The organism is Shewanella sp. HL-SH5 (assembly GCF_051163755.1).
Taxonomy (GTDB): Bacteria; Pseudomonadota; Gammaproteobacteria; order Enterobacterales; family Shewanellaceae; genus Shewanella; species Shewanella glacialimarina.
Map to the genome: position 1 here is coordinate 740,788 of NZ_CP195038.1, position 19,565 is coordinate 760,352.

At 38.5% G+C, this 19,565-nt stretch carries 13 protein-coding genes and 2 pseudogenes; 10 read left to right on the plus strand and 5 right to left on the minus strand.

The genetic code is table 11. The annotated features are described in order from the left end of the window. Window positions 1-173: 173 nt before the first annotated feature. Together ACRWQM_RS03100 and ACRWQM_RS03105 are read right to left on the minus strand one after the other, a co-directional pair. A protein-coding gene (locus ACRWQM_RS03100; protein ID WP_434929781.1) for an IS3 family transposase occupies window positions 174-1,351 on the minus strand; the annotation gives its coding sequence in 2 pieces (ribosomal slippage) (window positions 174-1,093 and window positions 1,093-1,351; 1,179 coding nt in all). Between the two features lie 75 nt (window positions 1,352-1,426). Further along, window positions 1,427-1,771 (minus strand): annotated as a pseudogene (locus ACRWQM_RS03105) (IS110 family transposase); the annotation flags it as partial. A 325-nt stretch (window positions 1,772-2,096) separates the two neighbouring features. On the opposite strand from ACRWQM_RS03105, the pseudogene ACRWQM_RS03110 reads away from it, so the two are divergent. From ACRWQM_RS03110 to ACRWQM_RS03130, 5 genes and pseudogenes are all read left to right on the plus strand, one after another. Further along, a pseudogene (locus tag ACRWQM_RS03110) lies at window positions 2,097-3,103 on the plus strand (transposase). A 246-nt stretch (window positions 3,104-3,349) separates the two neighbouring features. Beyond that, entirely contained in the window at window positions 3,350-3,766 is a 417-nt protein-coding gene (locus ACRWQM_RS03115; RefSeq protein WP_434931241.1) for a hypothetical protein, read from the plus strand. A gap of 453 nt (window positions 3,767-4,219) precedes the next feature. Next, window positions 4,220-5,263 carry a polyamine ABC transporter substrate-binding protein gene (locus ACRWQM_RS03120; RefSeq protein WP_434931242.1) on the plus strand — a complete coding sequence of 348 codons (1,044 nt, stop codon included), beginning with the start codon at window positions 4,220-4,222 and terminating at the stop codon, window positions 5,261-5,263. 3 nt (window positions 5,264-5,266) lie between these two features. Beyond that, a complete protein-coding gene (locus ACRWQM_RS03125) occupies window positions 5,267-7,672 on the plus strand; it encodes an EAL domain-containing protein (RefSeq protein WP_434931244.1) in 2,406 nt (801 codons plus the stop codon). 735 nt (window positions 7,673-8,407) lie between these two features. Next, window positions 8,408-9,250, plus strand: coding sequence for a hypothetical protein (locus ACRWQM_RS03130; RefSeq protein ID WP_434931245.1), 843 nt, complete (start codon window positions 8,408-8,410; stop codon window positions 9,248-9,250). Between the two features lie 312 nt (window positions 9,251-9,562). On the opposite strand, the gene ACRWQM_RS03135 is transcribed toward ACRWQM_RS03130, so the two are convergent. Genes ACRWQM_RS03135 through ACRWQM_RS03145 form a run of 3 tightly spaced genes read right to left on the minus strand, consistent with a single transcriptional unit; the run spans window position 9,563 to window position 14,038 of the window. Next, window positions 9,563-10,858 (minus strand): sensor histidine kinase, encoded by a 1,296-nt coding sequence (locus tag ACRWQM_RS03135; RefSeq protein WP_434931246.1) that lies wholly within the window; start codon window positions 10,856-10,858, stop codon window positions 9,563-9,565. Between the two features lie 5 nt (window positions 10,859-10,863). After that, complete coding sequence (locus tag ACRWQM_RS03140; RefSeq protein ID WP_434931247.1) at window positions 10,864-11,403, minus strand: methanogen output domain 1-containing protein; 540 nt, start codon at window positions 11,401-11,403, stop codon at window positions 10,864-10,866. A 28-nt stretch (window positions 11,404-11,431) separates the two neighbouring features. Then, window positions 11,432-14,038 carry an EAL domain-containing protein gene (locus ACRWQM_RS03145; RefSeq protein ID WP_434931248.1) on the minus strand — a complete coding sequence of 869 codons (2,607 nt, stop codon included), beginning with the start codon at window positions 14,036-14,038 and terminating at the stop codon, window positions 11,432-11,434. A gap of 423 nt (window positions 14,039-14,461) precedes the next feature. Between ACRWQM_RS03145 and ACRWQM_RS03150 the strand changes: the two genes are divergently transcribed. The 5 genes from ACRWQM_RS03150 (at window position 14,462) to dbpA (ending at window position 19,360) form a co-directional block, all read left to right on the plus strand. Next, window positions 14,462-14,698 (plus strand): DUF3303 domain-containing protein, encoded by a 237-nt coding sequence (locus ACRWQM_RS03150; protein WP_434931249.1) that lies wholly within the window; start codon window positions 14,462-14,464, stop codon window positions 14,696-14,698. A 790-nt stretch (window positions 14,699-15,488) separates the two neighbouring features. After that, window positions 15,489-15,779, plus strand: a complete 291-nt coding sequence (locus ACRWQM_RS03155; protein ID WP_434931250.1) for a hypothetical protein — start codon at window positions 15,489-15,491, stop codon at window positions 15,777-15,779. 49 nt (window positions 15,780-15,828) lie between these two features. After that, on the plus strand, window positions 15,829-16,578 hold the full coding sequence (locus ACRWQM_RS03160; protein ID WP_434931251.1) for a hypothetical protein: 750 nt from the start codon (window positions 15,829-15,831) through the stop codon (window positions 16,576-16,578). A 348-nt stretch (window positions 16,579-16,926) separates the two neighbouring features. After that, entirely contained in the window at window positions 16,927-17,796 is an 870-nt protein-coding gene (locus ACRWQM_RS03165; RefSeq protein ID WP_226413572.1) for a pirin family protein, read from the plus strand. A gap of 160 nt (window positions 17,797-17,956) precedes the next feature. Beyond that, window positions 17,957-19,360 (plus strand): ATP-dependent RNA helicase DbpA, encoded by a 1,404-nt coding sequence (gene dbpA, locus ACRWQM_RS03170; protein ID WP_434927054.1) that lies wholly within the window; start codon window positions 17,957-17,959, stop codon window positions 19,358-19,360. Window positions 19,361-19,565 lie beyond the last annotated feature (205 nt).

The following is a 19,565-nucleotide window of genomic DNA, read 5'->3' on the forward strand; positions in this document are numbered from 1 at the left end:
CTCACAAACCGGTTGTCACAATATCAGTTTAAAAGGACTCGCAAGAGTCCTTTTTTGTGGGCGTTATCTATCTATGGGGCTGGTGGTATGGCTAAAACGAGAACCTATAACATGAGTATACAGTTCAGTCGTTTTAAGATCTGAATGGCCTAATAGTTCTTGAACTGTAGTGGTCAAGTAAAATTGGCCACGGTTTTAGAGTCATTCCAATATAAACGTTCTGACTCATTTGGCGTTAACCCACCATTATATTGATGGGGCCTAGTTTCACTGTAATATCCAGTGATGTAATTTGTGATCGCTTTGTCTGCTTCTGTAAAATTCCCATAACCATTTACAGGTACCCATTCAGATTTCAAACTTCTAAAGAAACGCTCCATTGGTGCGTTATCCCAACAATTCCCGCGACGACTCATACTTTGCTCAATCTGAAGACGCCATAATAACTGCCTAAATTTCAAGCTAGTATAATGCGAACCCTGATCACTGTGATAAATCACATTCTCAGGTTTACCCCTTAACTCAAACGCCATATTCAAGGCTTTGCACGTCAGTTCACTATCTGGCGATAATGACAAAGCCCATCCCACAGGTTTGCGGGAAAATAAATCTAGAACAACCGCTAAATATGCCCAACGATTACCGACCCAAACATACGTCACGTCGCCACACCACACTTGATCTGGTTGGGTAACAGCAAACTGTCGATTAAGCGTATTAGGGATAGCTACATGCTCTTGTGTTGCTTTCCTATAAGCATGCTTAGGCTGCTGACAACTGACTAACCCAAGCTTTATCATGAGATTACGGGCTCGATAACGACTAAGTTTAATCCCTTTGTTAGTCACTAATTGCGCTATCGTTCGAGCACCGGCAGAGCCATTACTAATACGATGCGCGGTCTTCACTTCACTGCATAAAATTGTAAAATCAGCATCAATATGCTCTTTTCTTTTTAGCCAATATTTATAGCTACTTCGATGCACTTTGAATGCATTACAAATTGTGAGAATAGAGTGGCTCTGCTTGAGTTGGCTGATTAGCGCAAATTGTTCATCGAGTCTGACATCAAGAGAGCGGTAGCCTTTTTTAGGATTAGATTATGCTCCTCAATACGTGCTATGTGTTTCTTCAACTCACGAATTTCAATTTGTTCAGGGGTAATGGGAGAGGCTTTTGGCGTGCCACCCTGGCGTTCTAGTTTTAACTGTCTCACCCATTTATCCATGGTTGATTTACCCACGTTCATCGCCTTTGCAGCTTCGATGATGCTATGGTTTTTATCTAGGACTAATTGGGCTGCTTCAAGTTTGAATTCAGGACTAAATGTTTTTCGGGTTGTCGATCTCATGTGTTCACCTAAAGTAATTTACGAGGTAATAATATCACCTCTATTTAGGTGGCCAAAATAACTATGCCACTACAGTTTAATCGCTTCACTATAATGGGCGATAAGCTGTGCATCTAGCTTGTCAGTTTTAGCGCGTTGGCCAATTGCACCGGCAAAGCGTTTTATGTGTACAGGATCAGCGATTACGAAGGGTAAATTAGCATTCGCACAAGCCATAATAAACGGCATTTCAAGCCGTCCCGTCGCTTCAATGACAATACGTTCTGGGTGGTGTTTTTTAATGAGCCTCACCGCTTCTTTAATGCCTTTTTCATCGTTAGACACGGTGAAATAGATATCGAGAGGTCGAATATAAATGTCGAGTTGGAACTTGCCAGTATCGACACCGACGTTAATGTTTTGATTAGTTTTTGTTTTCATAATAAGCTAACTCTTGCTTGCAAATGCGGGTTCGAGACCCAGTAGACTATTCGAGTATTTTGCTTGGAGTCGTTTGTCGCGTTCTTTCTTGTTATCGGTCTCTCAATAGAGGATCCAGCACTCAATCGAACTACGACAAATGAAAGCTTTAGTTGCAGCTAAAGCCTGGGTCTCACATTACCCGAAACTGGGAATGATGTGTAATTAGGTGGGTTTATTATCCATACAAGTCATTAAAGAGAAATAACATGGCCACCCAAGATTGTTGGCTAAACATTAACCACTCAACTACGCTTTATGTACCCTTCCTAAATGGTATTTGAAGATGGCCAGACCAAGACAAACTATCGTTAGCTTAGAAGATACGCCTTCTCCTGCAAATAGAGAGTAGTCACTGTTGTTCGCGTGTGGTGCGTAAGGCTTTTTTGTGCGGTTTTGATAACTCAACAGGCGAGAGCTTTGAACATCGACGCGAATGGGTTGATGCCCGTATTCTTGAATTAGCGACAATTTTCGCCATTGATATTTGTGCCTATGCATTCTTTGTAATGAACAGGGAGTAATCATTTACATGTAGTGGTTAAAGTGGATGCAGATAAAGCAAAAAACTGGTCAGATAAAGAGGTGCTGATGCAGTGGCACAAAGGCTTTAAAGGTACTTTACTGACACATAAGTTCGTAAAAGGTGAAGAGCTGAATGAATTTGAATTAAAGACGGTTAATGACAGTATTAACCAATATCGCCAACGTTTGATTGATATCAGCTGGTTTATGCGCTCCTTAAGTGAGCCTATTGCCAGAATGGCTAACAAAGAAGATAAATGTACAGGTCGCTTCTGGGAAGGTAGGTTTAAATCACAAGCATTATTAGATGAAGCAGCAGTATTAGCTTGTATGGCCTATGTCGATTTAAACCCCATTCGTGCAAAGATGGCCACCACACCCGAAACCTCAGACTACACCAGTATTCAGCGTCGAATAAATTCAGCGATAAAAGGTGAGCAACCAACAGAATTGTTGCCTTTTGTGGGTAATGAGCGCTTAAACATACCTAATGGGTTAATGTTCAGCGTAAAAGACTACATAGTACTGGTTGAAGATACCGGCAGGATAATTCGACAGGATAAACGCGGTGCCATTAGCGCAAGTAGTCAGGATATTCTCAATCGATTAAATATACCTGCTGAAAACTGGTTAAAAATTACTACAGAATTTGGCGGATTATTCAAAGGTGCAGTAGGGGCGTTACCTGCATTAACAGAATATTGTGAACATTTAGACCGAAAGCGACGACAAGGCGCAGCCAACTGTCAGCGATGGTTGTGTGCATAAACTCTAACTAGTCCTCCTCACCATCTAAATATTAACTTGAATATTATCAAGCTTTTCAGCTGTCTTGGTTTTAGCTAATGATTCATTTTGTGGATATCGAGTCTACAAAATCACTCTGTTATATCTGTTAGTTTAGAAAATTACAGTAGGTGTTGACCACTTAAAACAAAAGGAGCTATGTTATGACTTAAAATTATGGGTGGCATTTTGCCTCTATTTACGGCTTAAGCGGGCGCTAGGCTTTTTATGCGTGTATCAACAATGAATCTAAAGTTTCAGCCATTTATCGCATTTGTCATGCTGACATTGTTCGTCACTGGATGCAAAGATCACAAATCAAGCTCAGCACCGGTTGCCTCAGTGAGTTCTCCCAATGCGAGTTCTGCTCATGCCGCGGATAAGTGGCTTGGCAAGTGGGCCGGACCGGAGGGCACATTTCTTCTGCTCGCTGGTGGACGCGGAAAATACGAGGTCACAATCCAAAATCTTGACGGTCCGCAAACCTTTAAAGGCCTTGCTGTGGGAGATCAAATCAGATTTGAACGCAATGGCGTGAAAGAGCATCTGCGAGCAACAAGCGGTGTTGAAACAGGAATGAAGTGGCTTAGCGAGAAAGCTAATTGCTTGTCAGTTCGTGTCGGCGAAGGTTACTGCCGCGACTAGCGAAGGCTTCAATGCTATTAAGTATGAGCACACTCAATATTCAACGATAAATAACATGTCCATATATGGCATTTTTATTCTGTTAACTTAAAAAATCATGGGTGGCATTTTTATTCTGTTTTGCAATTTTATTCTGCATTTTTATTCTAACTTTTTACTCTTTCTCTTTTTGCTCGCAGCATTTTTTATTTACTCAGCTTTATCTTTATGAATACTATGTATCATCACCATCTGTACGGAGATTAACAGAGCAAATTTGATACATTTGGGCTACGATATGAAAGTTAAGGTTCTTCTCGTCATAAATGTATGATCATGGTCTTATATTGTTAAATGAGCAGTATTAATTTAATCGGTAGTAAGTAAGATGATGCTGTAAGTCTTTTATACCCTCTATAAGCACAATAAACTGCTAAAGTTAAACACTTAGACAAACGAACTTAAGAGATAAAAATGAGTCTATCAAGTATTAGAAAACTACTCATAACATCAATATTCATGATTCTCTCTAGTGCTGTATGCGCTGAGAATATTAATATTTATACTTGGGAAGATTATTTTTCTGATGATGTTATCGCTGAATTTGAACAAAAAACGGGTCATAAAGTGACCTTGACTTATTATGACAGCGAACCAGACAGAGATGCATTGCTACTCAGTGAGAAAGCGAAAAATTTTAATGTTGTGTTGATTGATAGTTTAATGCTGGGTATTAATTCAAAAAAACAACCTATGTATCGTTTCTCTGAAAAATCTCTGCCAACAATAGTGAATCATAATCCTAAATGGCGTCAGGCATGTGGCGATGTTGGTGTGCCTTACGCGAAAGGAACTATTGGTATTGCCTATCGGGAAAGTGTCAGCAAAACACCTATTACTTCCTGGACCCAACTTTTTAAACCACCCGCAGAGCACCAAAATAGAGTATTAATGATAAAAGATAATCTTGATACCGCCGCCATTGCTTTAATTGCCAATAATTTACCTCCTTTTTCTGAAAATAAAGACGACTTAAAAGTTGCGTTCGACACATTAAAGCAGCAAGAGCCCTATTTATTGGGTTATCAATACCTATTAACTCACACAGCCATTAATCAAGAAAAAAGCCAAGCCAGTTTGGCTATGGTTTATGGTGGCGACATTGCAACAATAACTAAAAATAGTGGTCAAAATGATTGGAAATATGTTGTTCCTGATGAAGGCACGCTGTTTTGGGTTGATTGCTTAGCTATCCCGTTTGAAAAAAATGCGACAGAAGCGACCTTATCGTTTTTGAATTACATTAATGATCCACAAGTAGCGATTAGAGTGGTAGAAGAAGTTTTATTCTCTACGACTAATGATGCTGCTGTTACTTTAGGAAGTGAAAGCTACTTATCAGATCCTGATTTGTTTATTTCTCCAGAGATCCAAGCGCGCAGTAGTTTTTATCTGCCTATTAGTAATGAATCAATGTTATTGCGTCAGCGGATGAATAACTTGCTAAAAGATAAATAATTTATGAAGCTAAGAAAACGGATTAATTTGATTTTACTGCCCGCTATCGCGGTAGTATTTTTTACGTTTTCTTTTTTCTTTTATCAATCAGCTAAAAATAATATTGTTGATGCTGCTCTGAGTGCTTTCTCATATCAATTTGAGCGCATAGCAAGCCGTGGTGCAGCGAAGGTTATTGCGGTTGAAAACATGATAAATTCTCAACTGCAAACTAAAGAAGCAGCTGATTTATTTGAGAATGCTAAAGTTGATGAAATTGATATCAGAGTGAGTGCGCAGTTTTTAGACCGGTTGATTAAATCGAGTGACAGTAAGTCTATTCAAGATATCGCTATTTTTAATTTACGTGAAAAGCCCATCAGCTACATCAATTTTGAAGATCCTTTTGCCGATGCTTCAGTGACAGATTCAACACATTTTTTAATAAACAAAATCAATAACGCTATTGTAAGTAAAAATCGTCAACGGATATTTGCTCACTACTACCAAATTACCGCCACAGAGACTGAGTCTGATGAGATCCAGCTATTTCGTATTTTTTCACCTTACCTTTTAGTATCACAACCTTTATATAATTACACCAACGATTTAGTCGTTATTCAAACTAGATTAAAACCGAATTATCTTAAAAATATTTTTAATCAAGAGATTAGCCAGTACAAGGAATACCTTTCGGTTGAAATGTTCACACATCCTTTAACTGAGAAAGCGCTTAATAATAGTATTGTTGTAGAGCAAATTGAAGGTGTAGATTCATATCGTTTTACGGTAAAAGTATTTGATGGAATTGTGAACGTCAGTCTAAAAAAAGCGTTTTTTAACTCATCATTAATGAATTTAAAAATCAAAATTGGATTAGGCGCCGTAGCATTATCTTTATTTTGTTATTTTATTTTACATTTGTTGATATATAGACAAATCATTCGGCCAATAACTGAATTGGCAGAAGGTGTTAATGCGGTACAGAAAGGAAATAGTGATTCACTTATACCGTTAAATACTAACGATGAAGTTGCAGAACTCAATAATAGTTATCTTGCATTAATAGAACGTATTCAGCAGTTAGCCAACAATGACGAGTTAACAGGCCTTGCGAATAGAGCATACTTCAACCGAGAATTAAATAATAAACTCGACTCGTGTACGGCTGAGACTAACACGTTAGGTTTACTGTTTATCGATTTAGATAATTTTAAATACGTTAATGACAATTTTGGCCACGAGGCCGGTGATCGTGTTTTAGTTAACTTTGCTAACAGGTTGACAAACTCATTAAGAAAAATCAACCGTGTTAATAATAAACAACAGGATCAATGTATCGCACGTCTAGGTGGTGACGAGTTTGTGGTATTGCTTGAAGGACTGCAAAATGTTGAAGAGCTAGAAGCGATAGCTCAACGTATTGTTGGTTTGTTTGATTTGGGGTTTGAAGCTGACGGCAAAACTTATGATGTTCATGCCAGTATCGGTATAGCATTCCAGTTTGGTAACAAATTTAAAGCTGATGCATTTTTACAGCAAGCTGATAGTGCCATGTATGCAGCAAAAAAAGCGGGAAAAAATAGTTATTGTACTTATGACGACTCGTTAGATAATCAATTAAAAGAGCAGAAATATATTGATTCCGAGGTATCAAAAGCGTTACGTGATAATTCCTTGTATCTGGTTTATTTGCCTTACTACGATACCGAAACACTTGAAGTAAAAGGTTTTGAGGTGTTACTAAGGGCGCCAGCGTTAGAGAAGAAAGGCATTGGTCCTGATAAGTTTATTTCGATTGTAGAACAAAGTGATCTGATTACAAAAATTGATTTATGGGTCATTAATGAAGCCTTGAGTAAGCTGACAAATCTGCGAAGTAAGCAAGGTTTTGACGGTACACTGGCTATCAATATTTCATCTCGAGAGCTGTTTAATGATGGTTTCGTAGCAGAAGTTTCGTCTTTAATGGAGCAATATGAAACTCCGCCTTATAAAATTATATTCGAAATTGCAGAGGCTCCGCTGCTTGCGAAAGATAATAAAGTGTTAGTTAATCTCACTAGGTTAAAAGCATTGGGGATTAAAATTGCTATTGATAACTTTGGAGTAAATTATTCAGCCTTTAGCCATTTAAATCATTATAGATTGGACTCATTAAAAATAGATCGCTCATTCCTACTGCAAATGAGAGATGTTCAGATGGGCAATAAACCGCTGATTGATATTATTTACGACCTTGCCAACATCCATGGGTTAGATGTTGTTATAGAAGGAGTGCAAAGCGAACAAGAATTAAATCATGTAAAAAATTTAGGCTGCAATACGGTTCAAGGTTTTTATTTGTCAAAACCATTAGATTGGAACCAAGCTAAAGCCTTAGTGAATAAAACAAATATAAGTTATTTACCAACGAATAAAAGTGGCTAAATAATATTTGGTTTGTGAGTAAAAACCAGGCTAATAATAAAAGCTATGCTAATAAAGGGCTGAATTTTGCCAGTTCTTTCCCGTTAACGGTTTTTTTAAAAATCACTTGTAAATAACACTGCAATATCTGGACGCTCCCTGTGAGCAAAGATAATACTCAGCTCATTCAAAGCTTTTTGGCCTTAATTTTCAATTCTATTACTTTATACTTGTCATTGCTTTTAATGTGGCTCATTTACCGCTAAAAGCGGTTGTACTGCCCTGATATTTATAAAGGGGCGGGCTTAACAGCCAAGCTGCGCCCCTAATGAAATACATATTACAGTGCCTGTCAATTGCAACACCCATGCGAATTAGGTGTAGTACTTGTTGGCCTTAGCCATTTGTTCATCGTTAACAACAACCTTGGTGAGTATTTAATGTGCTATCTTGCGGCTCGTATCACCCACTCGGATTAACAGCCCTTGACCAGACCGAGGTGTGCATCAAATAATGGGTGGCATTTTTGCTTTTGCTTTTTTGCTTAGCACTATCGTATATAGTGTTATATTGACGTTACTACAATAATTTACGTATTGTAAAATATATACTTAAAGATGTAATGACCGGGAGTTTTACATGACGATAGGTAAGTTTTCACTAAGGGGCTTGGGTCACAAGGTTATTCGCAATTGTAATAGTGTTTACCTAAGCTGTTTTGCAGCCTTTTTTTTCCTGATGATTATAGTGCTGTTCTTGCTCCGTTTTACCTATGCTGCCAATGCAGGTGAAGGGTTAGTTGCAGATACGTCAGTTGTATCTGATGCTGCTGTTTTGCAAGTAAAAATACCAATGGGCAAGGAGTTCGCTGAAAGTCATGTGTCATATTTTCCAAAGCTGTTGGCATTGGCGTTAGACAAAACAAGCATTACAGATGGGCCTTACAAGATATCCTATCTAAATGAGCAATATACCACTCATCGGCTTATTGCTGAACTATCGAAAGATACGCATTTACTCAGTGTCATGTGGACAGCGAACAGCGCTGAACGTCAACAGCAGTTACGTCCAGTTAAAATATCAATTCTGAAAGGACTTAATAGCTATCGTATCTTTCTTATTAGAAAAGATGACCAGGTAAAATTTAATCTTGTTAATAGCTTACAGGATTTGCGAGGCTTTATTGCTGGGCAAGGTGCGCAGTGGCCTGATGCGAACGTATTGGAGGCCAATGACATGCCACTTGTCACCGTGACCCAATCCGATTCTTTGTTTCCGATGCTAGCCAGTAAACGCTTTGATTACTTTCCGCGAGGATTGTATGAAATATGGGCGGAGCAACCCGCCCATGCAAACAAAGGTTTGGTTATAGAGGAGTCATTGATCCTTAACTATCCATCGCCGATTTATTTTTTTGTAAATAAAAACGACAAAGCCTTAGCTGATCGTATTGAGCGCGGCTTAACTATTGCCATCAGTGATGGTAGTTTTGATGAACTTTTCTTTAGTGTTGAAGGGTTTAGAAAAGGGTGGGCTGAACTGCATAACAATAATCGTAAGCTTTTGAAATTAAAAACTGATTTTCAAGAGCAAGATTAGTGAGTGTATTCCAACTACTAATATGGTCTAAGATGCCTTTGAAACAATCATTTCTTAATCAGACAAAACTATTTCCCACTTGATTGATCTCAAGCTTTTCTGCGACTTCAAAATTATGGGTGGCATTATTGAAGTCCGGCATTCTTGAAGTCCGCAATTGAAGTTCTCAGTAAATTATCGACACTTTCAGAGTGTATTTTGGTCTTTGGTATATTTCATAGCCTAATCTTACAGCGGATAATACCGCGCGATTTATGATGTTATTCGCTTAGAAATTCTTATGCTGATCAACCATTAACAAACAATATTTTGTTACAGCGACTCTGGAATGGTAAAAAAGAAATACGCACCGTTACTCTGTTTATTCTCAATACTGATATTTCCGCCTAGTTTTCCTGTAACAAGGTTATAAACAATATTCATTCCTAAGCCACTTCCGCCCTGGTTGCGTTTGGTGGTGAAAAATGGATCGAAAACCTTTGGTCTGTCATGCAGTGGAATACCAATTCCATTGTCTTTATAGTGAAATTGAATTAAACCTTTATTTTGGATTATTTCGATTTCAATTTTTCCATTGTCAATATCAACTAATCCGTGGGTCATTGAGTTACTGATGAGGTTAGTGATAATTTGCCCAATGGCACCAGGATAGGTTTCGATTGTCAGTGCTTTATCACACATAATATTCCATGTGTGTGATGTATTTTCAAAATAGGGCTGCAGACTTAAAAGAAGTTCAGTGAGATATTTTTTTACATTTATAAAGCGTTTTTCATCATTTGATTGATCTACCGCTAATTGTTTAAAGCGTCCTATTTGACTGGCTGCACGGTTAAGGTTGGACTCGATAATTGCAGAAGATTTAGAGGCCGTCTCTAAAAATTTCTCTAAATCATTACGTGTTAACTTATCTTGATCATAAAGCGTTTGGTAGAAGCTAACTTGTTGAGTCAAATGAGATGATGCCGTTAAACAAACCCCGACAGGATTATTGATTTCGTGTGCTACGCCGGCAACCATTCCTCCCAAGGATGCTAAACGCTCAGAGCGAATAATTTGATCTTGAGCGCTTTTCAATTCGGCTAAAAAACGATTTAGTTCTTGGTTTTTATGTTGTAGTTCCGCTGTTCTTTCATTTATAGATTGCTCTAGGTTTTTATTAAGCAAAAGAATTTGTTGTTCAGTATAACGACGTTCTTTTATTTCATGTTTTAGTTGCTCAATTTTTAGATTAAGGGTTGCAAAAATCGCCGTGGATTGTTCTTTATTGTTACATTGCAACATGATCAAGGGCTGATGATTATTAGCACTGGATCTAATCGCACTCCCATTACATCGGTATGTCGAACTAGACTCATTTTGTTCATGAAATACCAAGCTTGAGGGGAGAGGAGTTTGAGTGCGAGACCACATTTTTAACAGCCGCTCTATTTTATCAGGGCTTTCATTTAAGAGTTCACTGATGTGAATCATAGAGCTTGTTACTTTTAGTAACGGAAATATATATTTAGCGCGGCTGTTAAAGGACACGATAATGCCTTTATTAGTGAGTAATAAATGAGGCGATTGAAGCGCATTGGTGATTTTAACGAAGTTCTCTGGCAGCATATTGATTAACTTCCCTCGTAGTACTCTCTACCTTCGGCCTCTTTTGCCTCGTCAGTTAGTTGAAAATACACAGTGACATGGCAATATTTATCGCCTCGAGCAATTGTTTTATCTAGAGTGACTTTGGCATAGCCGTTATTTTCAGCCGCTATGGTGCCAAAAACGTTAGATGTCATCATGCATAATGAAGGGCGGCCATGAACTTTATCACCAAATGGACAAGTGTTATTACCAAAAATAACCTTATTTTCATCGACGCTAATAATATGAAAATTGCCTTTTATACGAGTTTTGAGGTCTTGTAATACCCCACAAATTTGGTCTCTACTTAGTTTGGATACCTGTAATTCTTTTTTATAGCTATCATTGATTTCAGTGCCAATCTCTTGCCCGACGATACTGATAAATCCCGATGCTTCATCAAGGCCGATAAGGTCCTCTAATTGCCCTGAGATCCCTCGAATAACCGAGCGAAAAAAAGTATCACGTTCTAGTGGGATACTGAGATGATCTAATCGGATATTGTTTACCTTTATCTCATTCATGATTATTTTCCGTCGTCGTTGAAAGTGATTACCTATTGCAATGTCTTAAATAGTTTTTCCAATTTTTGTATTGGTCTACTTTAATTTCAAATGCTTGATCGGCTGGAAGAGGAGGGCTACAGAGATACCCTTGAATTGAATCGCAGCCTAATTCATCCAGAAAACTCAATTGCTCAGTAGTTTCGACACCTTCGGCAATGACATTTAGCCCAATTGAGTGAGCTAAGGTTATAATTGCAGAGGCGATGGCTCTATCATCTTTATTGGTTGTAACATCTGTGATGAATGATCTATCAATTTTCAACAGGTCAAAGGGCATTCTTCTTAGGTAATTCATCGAAGAGTATCCTGTTCCAAAATCATCTATCGATAGTGAGACGCCCAAATTATGCAGCTCATGTAATTTTTCGGCGGTTTCAGCAATGTTATCGATTAATATGCCTTCGGTGACTTCAAGCTCAAGATATTTCGCCTCTAATCCTGTTTTGATAAGTATTTCATGGACCATTTCAACAAAGTTTTTCTCTTTGAATTGATGAATTGAAATATTAACAGCGACTTTTTTTGCCACTTTCCCTGCAGATTGATTGGCTTTTTCCTGCTGACAAGCGGTCTGCAACACCCAATGCCCAACCGGTATAATCATGCCAGTTTCTTCTAATAGAGGAATAAAACTGTCGGGAGAAATTAAGCCATGTTCAGGATGTTGCCAGCGAAGCAATGCTTCATATGCCTCAATTTTGCAGGAGGTTAAACTTAGCTGAGGTTGATAATATAATTTAAATTCGTCACGCTCTAGTGCGCGGCGTAATCCAGATTCAAGCGTTAGGCGGTTTAATGTAACTTGTTCAATTTCAGAGGTATAAAACCGAAATGAATTCCTACTACTTCCTTTAGCAAGATACATAGCAGCATCTGCATTTTTAAGGAGTAATTGTGCAGTAATTCCGTGATCAGGGTAAAGACTGATACCGATGCTGGCTGTAATAAATAATTCAAAACCTTCATATAAGTAGACTTCAGAAAGGGAGCTCAGTATCTTTTGCGCTATCGCAGCAATATCGTCTACCGCTGCGATGTCATTCAGCATAATGGCAAACTCATCGCCACCAAAACGGGCAACAGTATCATCATCACGCATACAGTCTGATAACCTTTGCGCCATTTCATTGAGCAATAAATCACCAACATGATGGCCAAGTGAGTCATTAATGATTTTGAATCTATCTAAGTCTAAAAATAATACCGCCAGGATACGGTTTCTCCAATGTGCTGTTTTAATTGCTTGCTCGAGACGATCGAGGAACAAAACACGATTTGGTAAACCTGTTAGTGAGTCATGATGGGCGAGGTGATAGAGATTCTCTTGTGCCTCAATACGGTCCGTAATGTCTTTACCGCTAGATATATAGCTAGTAATTTCACCTAGGCTATTGAGCTGTGGGGTTATTGTTTTCTCTTCATAGTAAAGGCGTCCGCTTTTATGCCTATTAATAATAATCTCATTAAAAATTGAGCCCCTTTGAATTGTTTTCCAAAGTCGATGATAAAACCGATAACTTTGTTTATCTGATTTTAATATTCTAGGAGTACGGTTTATGAGTTCTTCTTTTGCGTATCCAGTCATCTGACACATAGCCGGATTTACATATTCAATAATACCTTCCTTGTTTGTTATCATAATGCCATCGGCTATTTGCTCAATAGCCGTTGCCAGTTTACGCATTTCAAGTTCAGCATTACGCCGCTCTGTGATATCTTGTAAGGTGCCAACTATGTTAATTACCTGGCCATCAGGGCTAATTGACACATCACCTTGGTGCCTTATAAAAAGTACGGTTCCATTATCAAGCACTAAGTGATGCTCTATATCATAGGGTTTTTGTTCTCGGATTGTTTGCTTGAGAATATCCAAAACATAGTTTTGATCTTCAATTGCTAATTTAGCAATAAAATCTTCTTGCAAAATAAATCTCTTGCCTTGGGGAAGTTGGAGTATGCGATATATTTGTTCCGAGCAAGAAACGCTATCATTTGTAATTGACCATTCAAAATGGCCTATTTTAGCAATTCTTTGGGCCTCTGCGAGTCGATCTTCGCTGCACTGAAGAGCTGCAAGACTTTGGTTTTTGATCACCATTTGTTGTTGTAGTTGATCGTTTACTTCAATTAAGTCCTGAGTTCTTGCTTTTACCAATGATTCTAAATTGTCGTTGTTTGTCGATAGTTGGTTAATGGTGCAAATATCATCATAGGATCTCAGTGAAGTGATCATCGCTGTTTCTAGGTATTGCGAGGTAAGTTTACTTTTTTCTAGGTAATCATTGATATCATATAAGCGTACAATTTTATGCTCAGGGGCTTGACCGGGCTGACCTGTTCGTAAAATAATCCTAACCGTTCTATTTTGCAGCTCTTCACGAATATACCTTACGGTCTCAAGCCCTGCAGTATCACTTTCCATCACCACATCTAGCAATAAAACGGCAGCATCAGGATGCAATGCCATCATTTCACGCGCTTCTTTACCCGAATAACCATGTATAAAATGAATCTTACGTTCTTTAAACGTAAAATCATTAAGCACTAGCTGTGAAACGTCATGAATGTCCTGATCATCATCAATAATTACCACTTTCCATGTTGATTTTTTAGCGGGTATTTTTGAGTCATGGCTGTCAGTTCGTTTTGTTCTTGGAGTGTTAGCGAATAATAATTCTTCACCACGCTCAATACTGGGACTGCCTTGTATGTTCATAGACTTCCTTTACTCTATAAATATTCATGATTAGTTTTATAATCTTTAATATTTATAGCTTAGTAAAATATTTTTGTACATTATGATGGCAATAAAATAAAAATCATCGTGGCCTCGATTGTTGATTAAATATTAAACAGGTTGCTAGGTTTTGTTTGCTCTTTCAAAATGACAATTGAGATGACATCACCCCAAAAATAACGGTTAGCTTATTAGATGCTAGAGCTGATTTTCACTGTTTTTTGGGAGTGGGCGTGAAGGCTTTTTGTGTGGAGTTGAGTGTTTTTAGGGAAGATTGGATTGAAAAAATATATGGTTATCGAAAAATTTAAGCTCGGATGTTTTGAGGCAAATTATGCAAGATATAACGCTAAAGGGCGTATGTTTCCTGACGGGCTTCATTATCTAAATTCTTGGGTAAATAAAGAGCTTAATGTCTGTTATCAACTCATGGAGTCTAACGATATTGAGCTATTCTATGAGTGGTTTAAAAAGTGGGATGATTTGGTCGATTTTGAGTTAGTGCCACTGGATTAGTTTACCGGTAATTAGCCTGTTGGTTGGGATGTTTTTCGCCGGCTGCGACTCTTTCTTCACCAATTACAATCAATTTAAACCGTTTATAATTGGTGTGTTAGTGTATAAAAAGGATTTTTAGTGCTGAAGGTTTAGGGAAGGAGCTGGAGTAACATAATAATCGTACACTTCTAAAATTAAAGGCTAAATGACAACATCAATATTAGAGTTAATAACATGACTATTGATGCTTTTTACAACAGAAACAAAGATTAGCTGTGCCAAACTATAGTTTAGCGTTCGACTCCCGCATCGTCCTACTCAAGCAAACTATAAATTAACAATCAATGACTTAATTAAGACGACTTACTTAACTCAATAAGATTTCGATAGGGTATATTACGGATATTGAATCAGTTATAATTAATATATTCAATGGAACTGATACATAATTGAACCTATGTATAATGGACTAGAACAATGAAAAAGGAATTTCAGTGAAAAACTTATCTGCTAGGCAATATCAATTCATCCCAAGCTACTCAGTCACTCTGAGTCAGCATCAAACTGTAAATGACTCGTTATATAAGCATAAAGCTTGCTAATAATTTGGACTCGTCATCGGCTAGAAAGACCTAGAGCTCACTTCATATTGTGATATTTGCTCATATTTTAATGGCCTAATCAAGGTGTTTAACTATGAAGCATATTGCGGTTTAGTTTCAAATTAATCCCAAGGCATCATAAAATATTTTGTCTATTTACCACAGGGTAGTGGCAATAACCAATTAAATAATATAAGGAAATTTAAATGAATCTTGCTCGTAAAATTACTGCAATCGCTGTAGCGGGTGCTCTTTCTGCTTGTGCAGCGACACAAGTTGACAATACACCAAAGCACCCGACAGCAGTGGTTACTGCAGAATTTACTATTAATGGTTTATATCTGCCGGATCATAAAGGTACGCAAACCGTTTATACACGTGAAAATATGCGTGCGATCGATCAAAAAGCGGAATTTGATAGTTTTTATATGGGTTGGGCTGACTACGATGAGACTCTTATTTTCAGGATTTCTGAAAAACCTACTATGGCATGTTGATCATGATAAAAAAAGTTATCGAGAATGTCCTCTCAGTGGTTGTAAAAATGTGTTTGAAGAATTTATGGCTAAAACCCAAAGCGCTTCAGATGAGGAAGAAGAATATGAAACTTATGAAGAAAAAGGCTGTAGTGTCACGTTAGATAAAAATGACTTCACAGTCGTTGCGACTAATAACACACGTAAAATAGGTGGCTTAGCCTCGCAGGAATATACCGCGACTTGGACAACCGAATTTAAAGATGAAAACGGTAAAATAGACCTTAATTTACTGCAATTTGTATTTTGGACCACCACCCCAACGGCAGACATGAAAGGCGTTTGGAAAATTCATGAAAAAGCCACTGACAACTATCTTAATCAGGTAGGCGACAAAAATGGTTTAGTCCGTTTATTGGGTAAAGATGGCTATAAAGCTATTAGTGCTTTTAGTGGTGACGTAGAGAAAAATGATAAACAAAATTTTAATAGCATTACTGAAAAGCTAGCCACTATTCAAGGTTACCCATTATCGATAAAAATGGAATGGTTTCAAAAAAGTGAAGCTTGCCCTACTGTGAAGAAAAAGCGATCTGACGCTGGGCTCGATTTATCTCAAGGCCTTGAAAGTGCAGCGACAAATTTTTTTGGTAATCTGATTAAAGATGAAGCAGATAACGTTGTTGACAGTGTTGTTTCAGAGTGGAAAAAAGATGCAAGGGTACGTTATATATATGAAGTCACTTCAGTGTCTGAAAAACAAATAAATGATAGTCGATTTAATGTGCCCAATGGCTATACACTTGAAGATAGGCAATAAAAATACTTAGATAAGGCCTCTTCATAAACGACTAAAGCAAGTGTGCTTAACGTTAATAAAACCCGATTAACATTGCGTGTTAATCGGGTTTTATTGATTTAGGGCCGAGTGATATCGGATAAAATCTAAGAGTTCATTTTACTTATGTCCACTCACATTACTGTCAACAACGACTCTAACAGTTTGGCCCATTAATCTTAAAAAGTGCCTTTTGTTATTATGATAACCATTCTAATAACTCGAATGCTTTAAGGCATTTTTTGCTATTTTTATTCAACTTAATAGTCGATAAGCTAGAGGTAATTCACTGGCAAAACTGTTTTGCTAGTCTGGTATTTCGAGGTGATTATGCAAATTATCTATAAAACTCAAGCTCGCCCAGCAATGGATGGTGACGGGGTGAACATTAAACGTGTTGCTGATTTTGGTAAACAAAGCTATGACCCCTATTTAATGTTGGACGAATTGAAGTCGGATGATAAGCAAGATTTTATTGGCGGTTTTCCACCGCACCCTCATCGTGGCATTGAAACCTTTACCTATATTATGAAAGGCGGTTTTGAGCACCGTGATCATATGGGCAATGTGAAAGCTATTCGTGCTGGTGATGTACAGTGGATGAGCACAGGCAGTGGCGTTATTCATTCTGAAATGCCGTTAGCAGATGCCAATGAAGGGCTACACGGTTTTCAAATTTGGCTCAATATGCCAGCTAAAGACAAAATGCGTCCGGCTATTTATCGCGATACAACGGTTAATCCTAACCCAAGCTTGCTCAACAATAAGGGCGCCAAGCTGATTGCGTTAGCCGGCACTTGGCAGTTTGCTGATACACCAGACAGTATCACTAATACCCATATTGAAGGGCTTGCAGGCAGTGGGGCGATCGCTGATTTGATTATTGAGCCAAACAGCTCTGCTAATATTGCGTTAAACCAGCATGGCGCAGTCAATGTTTATATTTATCAAGGCCAGCTTAATGTGCTGGTTGACGGCGAAAATGTGGTGTTTGGCGAAGGCACTATGCTTAAACTTAATCCGCACATATTGGCACAGTTCAACGCAGGTGACTCAGGGCTAGGGTGTTTAATTCTGGCGGGTAACCCAATTAATGAGCAGATTGTGCATATGGGGCCGTTTGTAATGAATACTCAAGCTGAAATTAATCAAGCGGTTGAAGATTACCAGCAAGGGCGTTTTGGCCATTTGGCACATTAATCTTCTAGCGGGTTGCTGATTTATTAAACGGCTAAAATAATAGAGCTTAAACAATGATGCAGTAATTTTTAGGGTTTATTGCTATAATTAGCTCGTTCCGGCCAAAGCCATTTGCTTTGGCCTTATTATTTTTAGTTTGCTTTCAGCACAGGATATTCCTTTGAGTCAATCACCTTCGCAAGTTGCCAGTCAGGCATTTTCATCATTAAACTTAAAACCCGAGTTATTAGATAATCTTAGCACCATGGGCTATGAGTCTATGACACAAATCCAAGCAGAAAGTTTACCGCCGATTTTAGCGGGTGATGATGTGATTGGCCAAGGTAAAACCGGCTCAGGCAAAACTGCCGCCTTTGGTTTAGGCTTGTTAAATAAATTGGATGTGAAGCGTTTTCGCATTCAAACTATGGTGCTTTGTCCTACGCGTGAGCTAGCAGACCAAGTCGCTAAAGAAATTCGTACTTTAGCCCGCGGCATTCATAACGTGAAAGTACTGACATTATGTGGCGGCGTACCAATGGGGCCACAAATTGGTTCACTTGAACATGGCGCGCACATTATTGTCGGTACGCCAGGGCGTATTATTGATCACCTAGATCGTAACCGTCTTGATTTAAGCGATGTGAATATGTTGGTGTTAGACGAAGCCGATCGCATGTTAGAAATGGGCTTTCAAGAGCACATTGATGCGATTATCGATCAAACCCCGCATGAGCGTCAAACCCTGCTGTTTAGTGCGACTTTTCCAGAGCAAATTCAATCTATTGCTGAGCGCATCATGTATAAGCCGGTGATGGTGAAAGTGGAATCAACCCACGATAACTTAACTATTGATCAGCGCTTTTACCGTATTGAAGACAACCAAGGCCGCTTAGAAGCGCTGCGTTTGTTATTACTTGATAAGCAACCAGAAAGCGCTGTGGTATTCTGTAATACCAAGCGTGAAACCCAAGACGTGGCTGATGCACTGCTTGAGTTTGGTTTCAGTGTTTTAGCATTACACGGCGATTTAGAACAACGCGATCGCGATCAAATGTTACTGCAATTTGCTAACAAAAGTGCCCGTATTTTAGTGGCAACTGACGTGGCAGCCCGTGGTTTAGACATTGATGCGTTAGATGCGGTATTTAACTACCATTTAGCTTACGACAGCGAAGTGCATATTCACCGCATTGGCCGTACAGGTCGTGCGGGTAGCCAAGGTGCAGCATATAGCTTCTTTGGTGAAAATGACGGCTATAAAATGGCGATGATTGAAGAAGCGCTGAATAAAGATATTGTGCCTTCAACACTGCCACCATTAAGTGCGTTAACTAAAGCACCGCTTGCACCTCTTATGCAGACCATACAAATTGAGGGCGGCAAGAAACAAAAAATTCGACCAGGCGATATTGTTGGTGCATTGACTGGCGAAAACGGCATTGATTTCAACGATATTGGTAAAATTAAAGTGACTGATATTCGTGCTTACGTTGCGGTATCTCGCACCGTGGCACAGGAAGCTATGTCTAAAATTACTAAGGGCAAGCTGAAAGGTAAAACCTACCGCGCTTGGTTTATGTAAAACAGACTTATCAACTAGCATTATTGGATAGTCGCTTATCGTGACTTAACCCTATAGCTAGTCGTTAGTTTCACCCCAAAAGGAGCATAATGCTCCTTTTTTTGTTTTCGTTTTTTAATAGCATCATCACGGTAAGCGGCAGTCTTATCTGATTATTACTTTGAGCTAGCGCCATGTTTGAGGTAAATTCACCGCAAGTAAAATG

Coding starts and splice junctions, on each gene's coding strand:
- ACRWQM_RS03120 (WP_434931242.1), top strand. CDS start 4,220: ATGAGTCTATCAAGTATTAGAAAACTACTCATAACATCAATATTCATG.
- ACRWQM_RS03140 (WP_434931247.1), bottom strand. CDS start 11,403: ATGAATGAGATAAAGGTAAACAATATCCGATTAGATCATCTCAGTATC.
- ACRWQM_RS03115 (WP_434931241.1), top strand. CDS start 3,350: ATGCGTGTATCAACAATGAATCTAAAGTTTCAGCCATTTATCGCATTT.
- ACRWQM_RS03135 (WP_434931246.1), bottom strand. CDS start 10,858: ATGCTGCCAGAGAACTTCGTTAAAATCACCAATGCGCTTCAATCGCCT.
- ACRWQM_RS03155 (WP_434931250.1), top strand. CDS start 15,489: ATGAATCTTGCTCGTAAAATTACTGCAATCGCTGTAGCGGGTGCTCTT.
- ACRWQM_RS03165 (WP_226413572.1), top strand. CDS start 16,927: ATGCAAATTATCTATAAAACTCAAGCTCGCCCAGCAATGGATGGTGAC.
- ACRWQM_RS03125 (WP_434931244.1), top strand. CDS start 5,267: ATGAAGCTAAGAAAACGGATTAATTTGATTTTACTGCCCGCTATCGCG.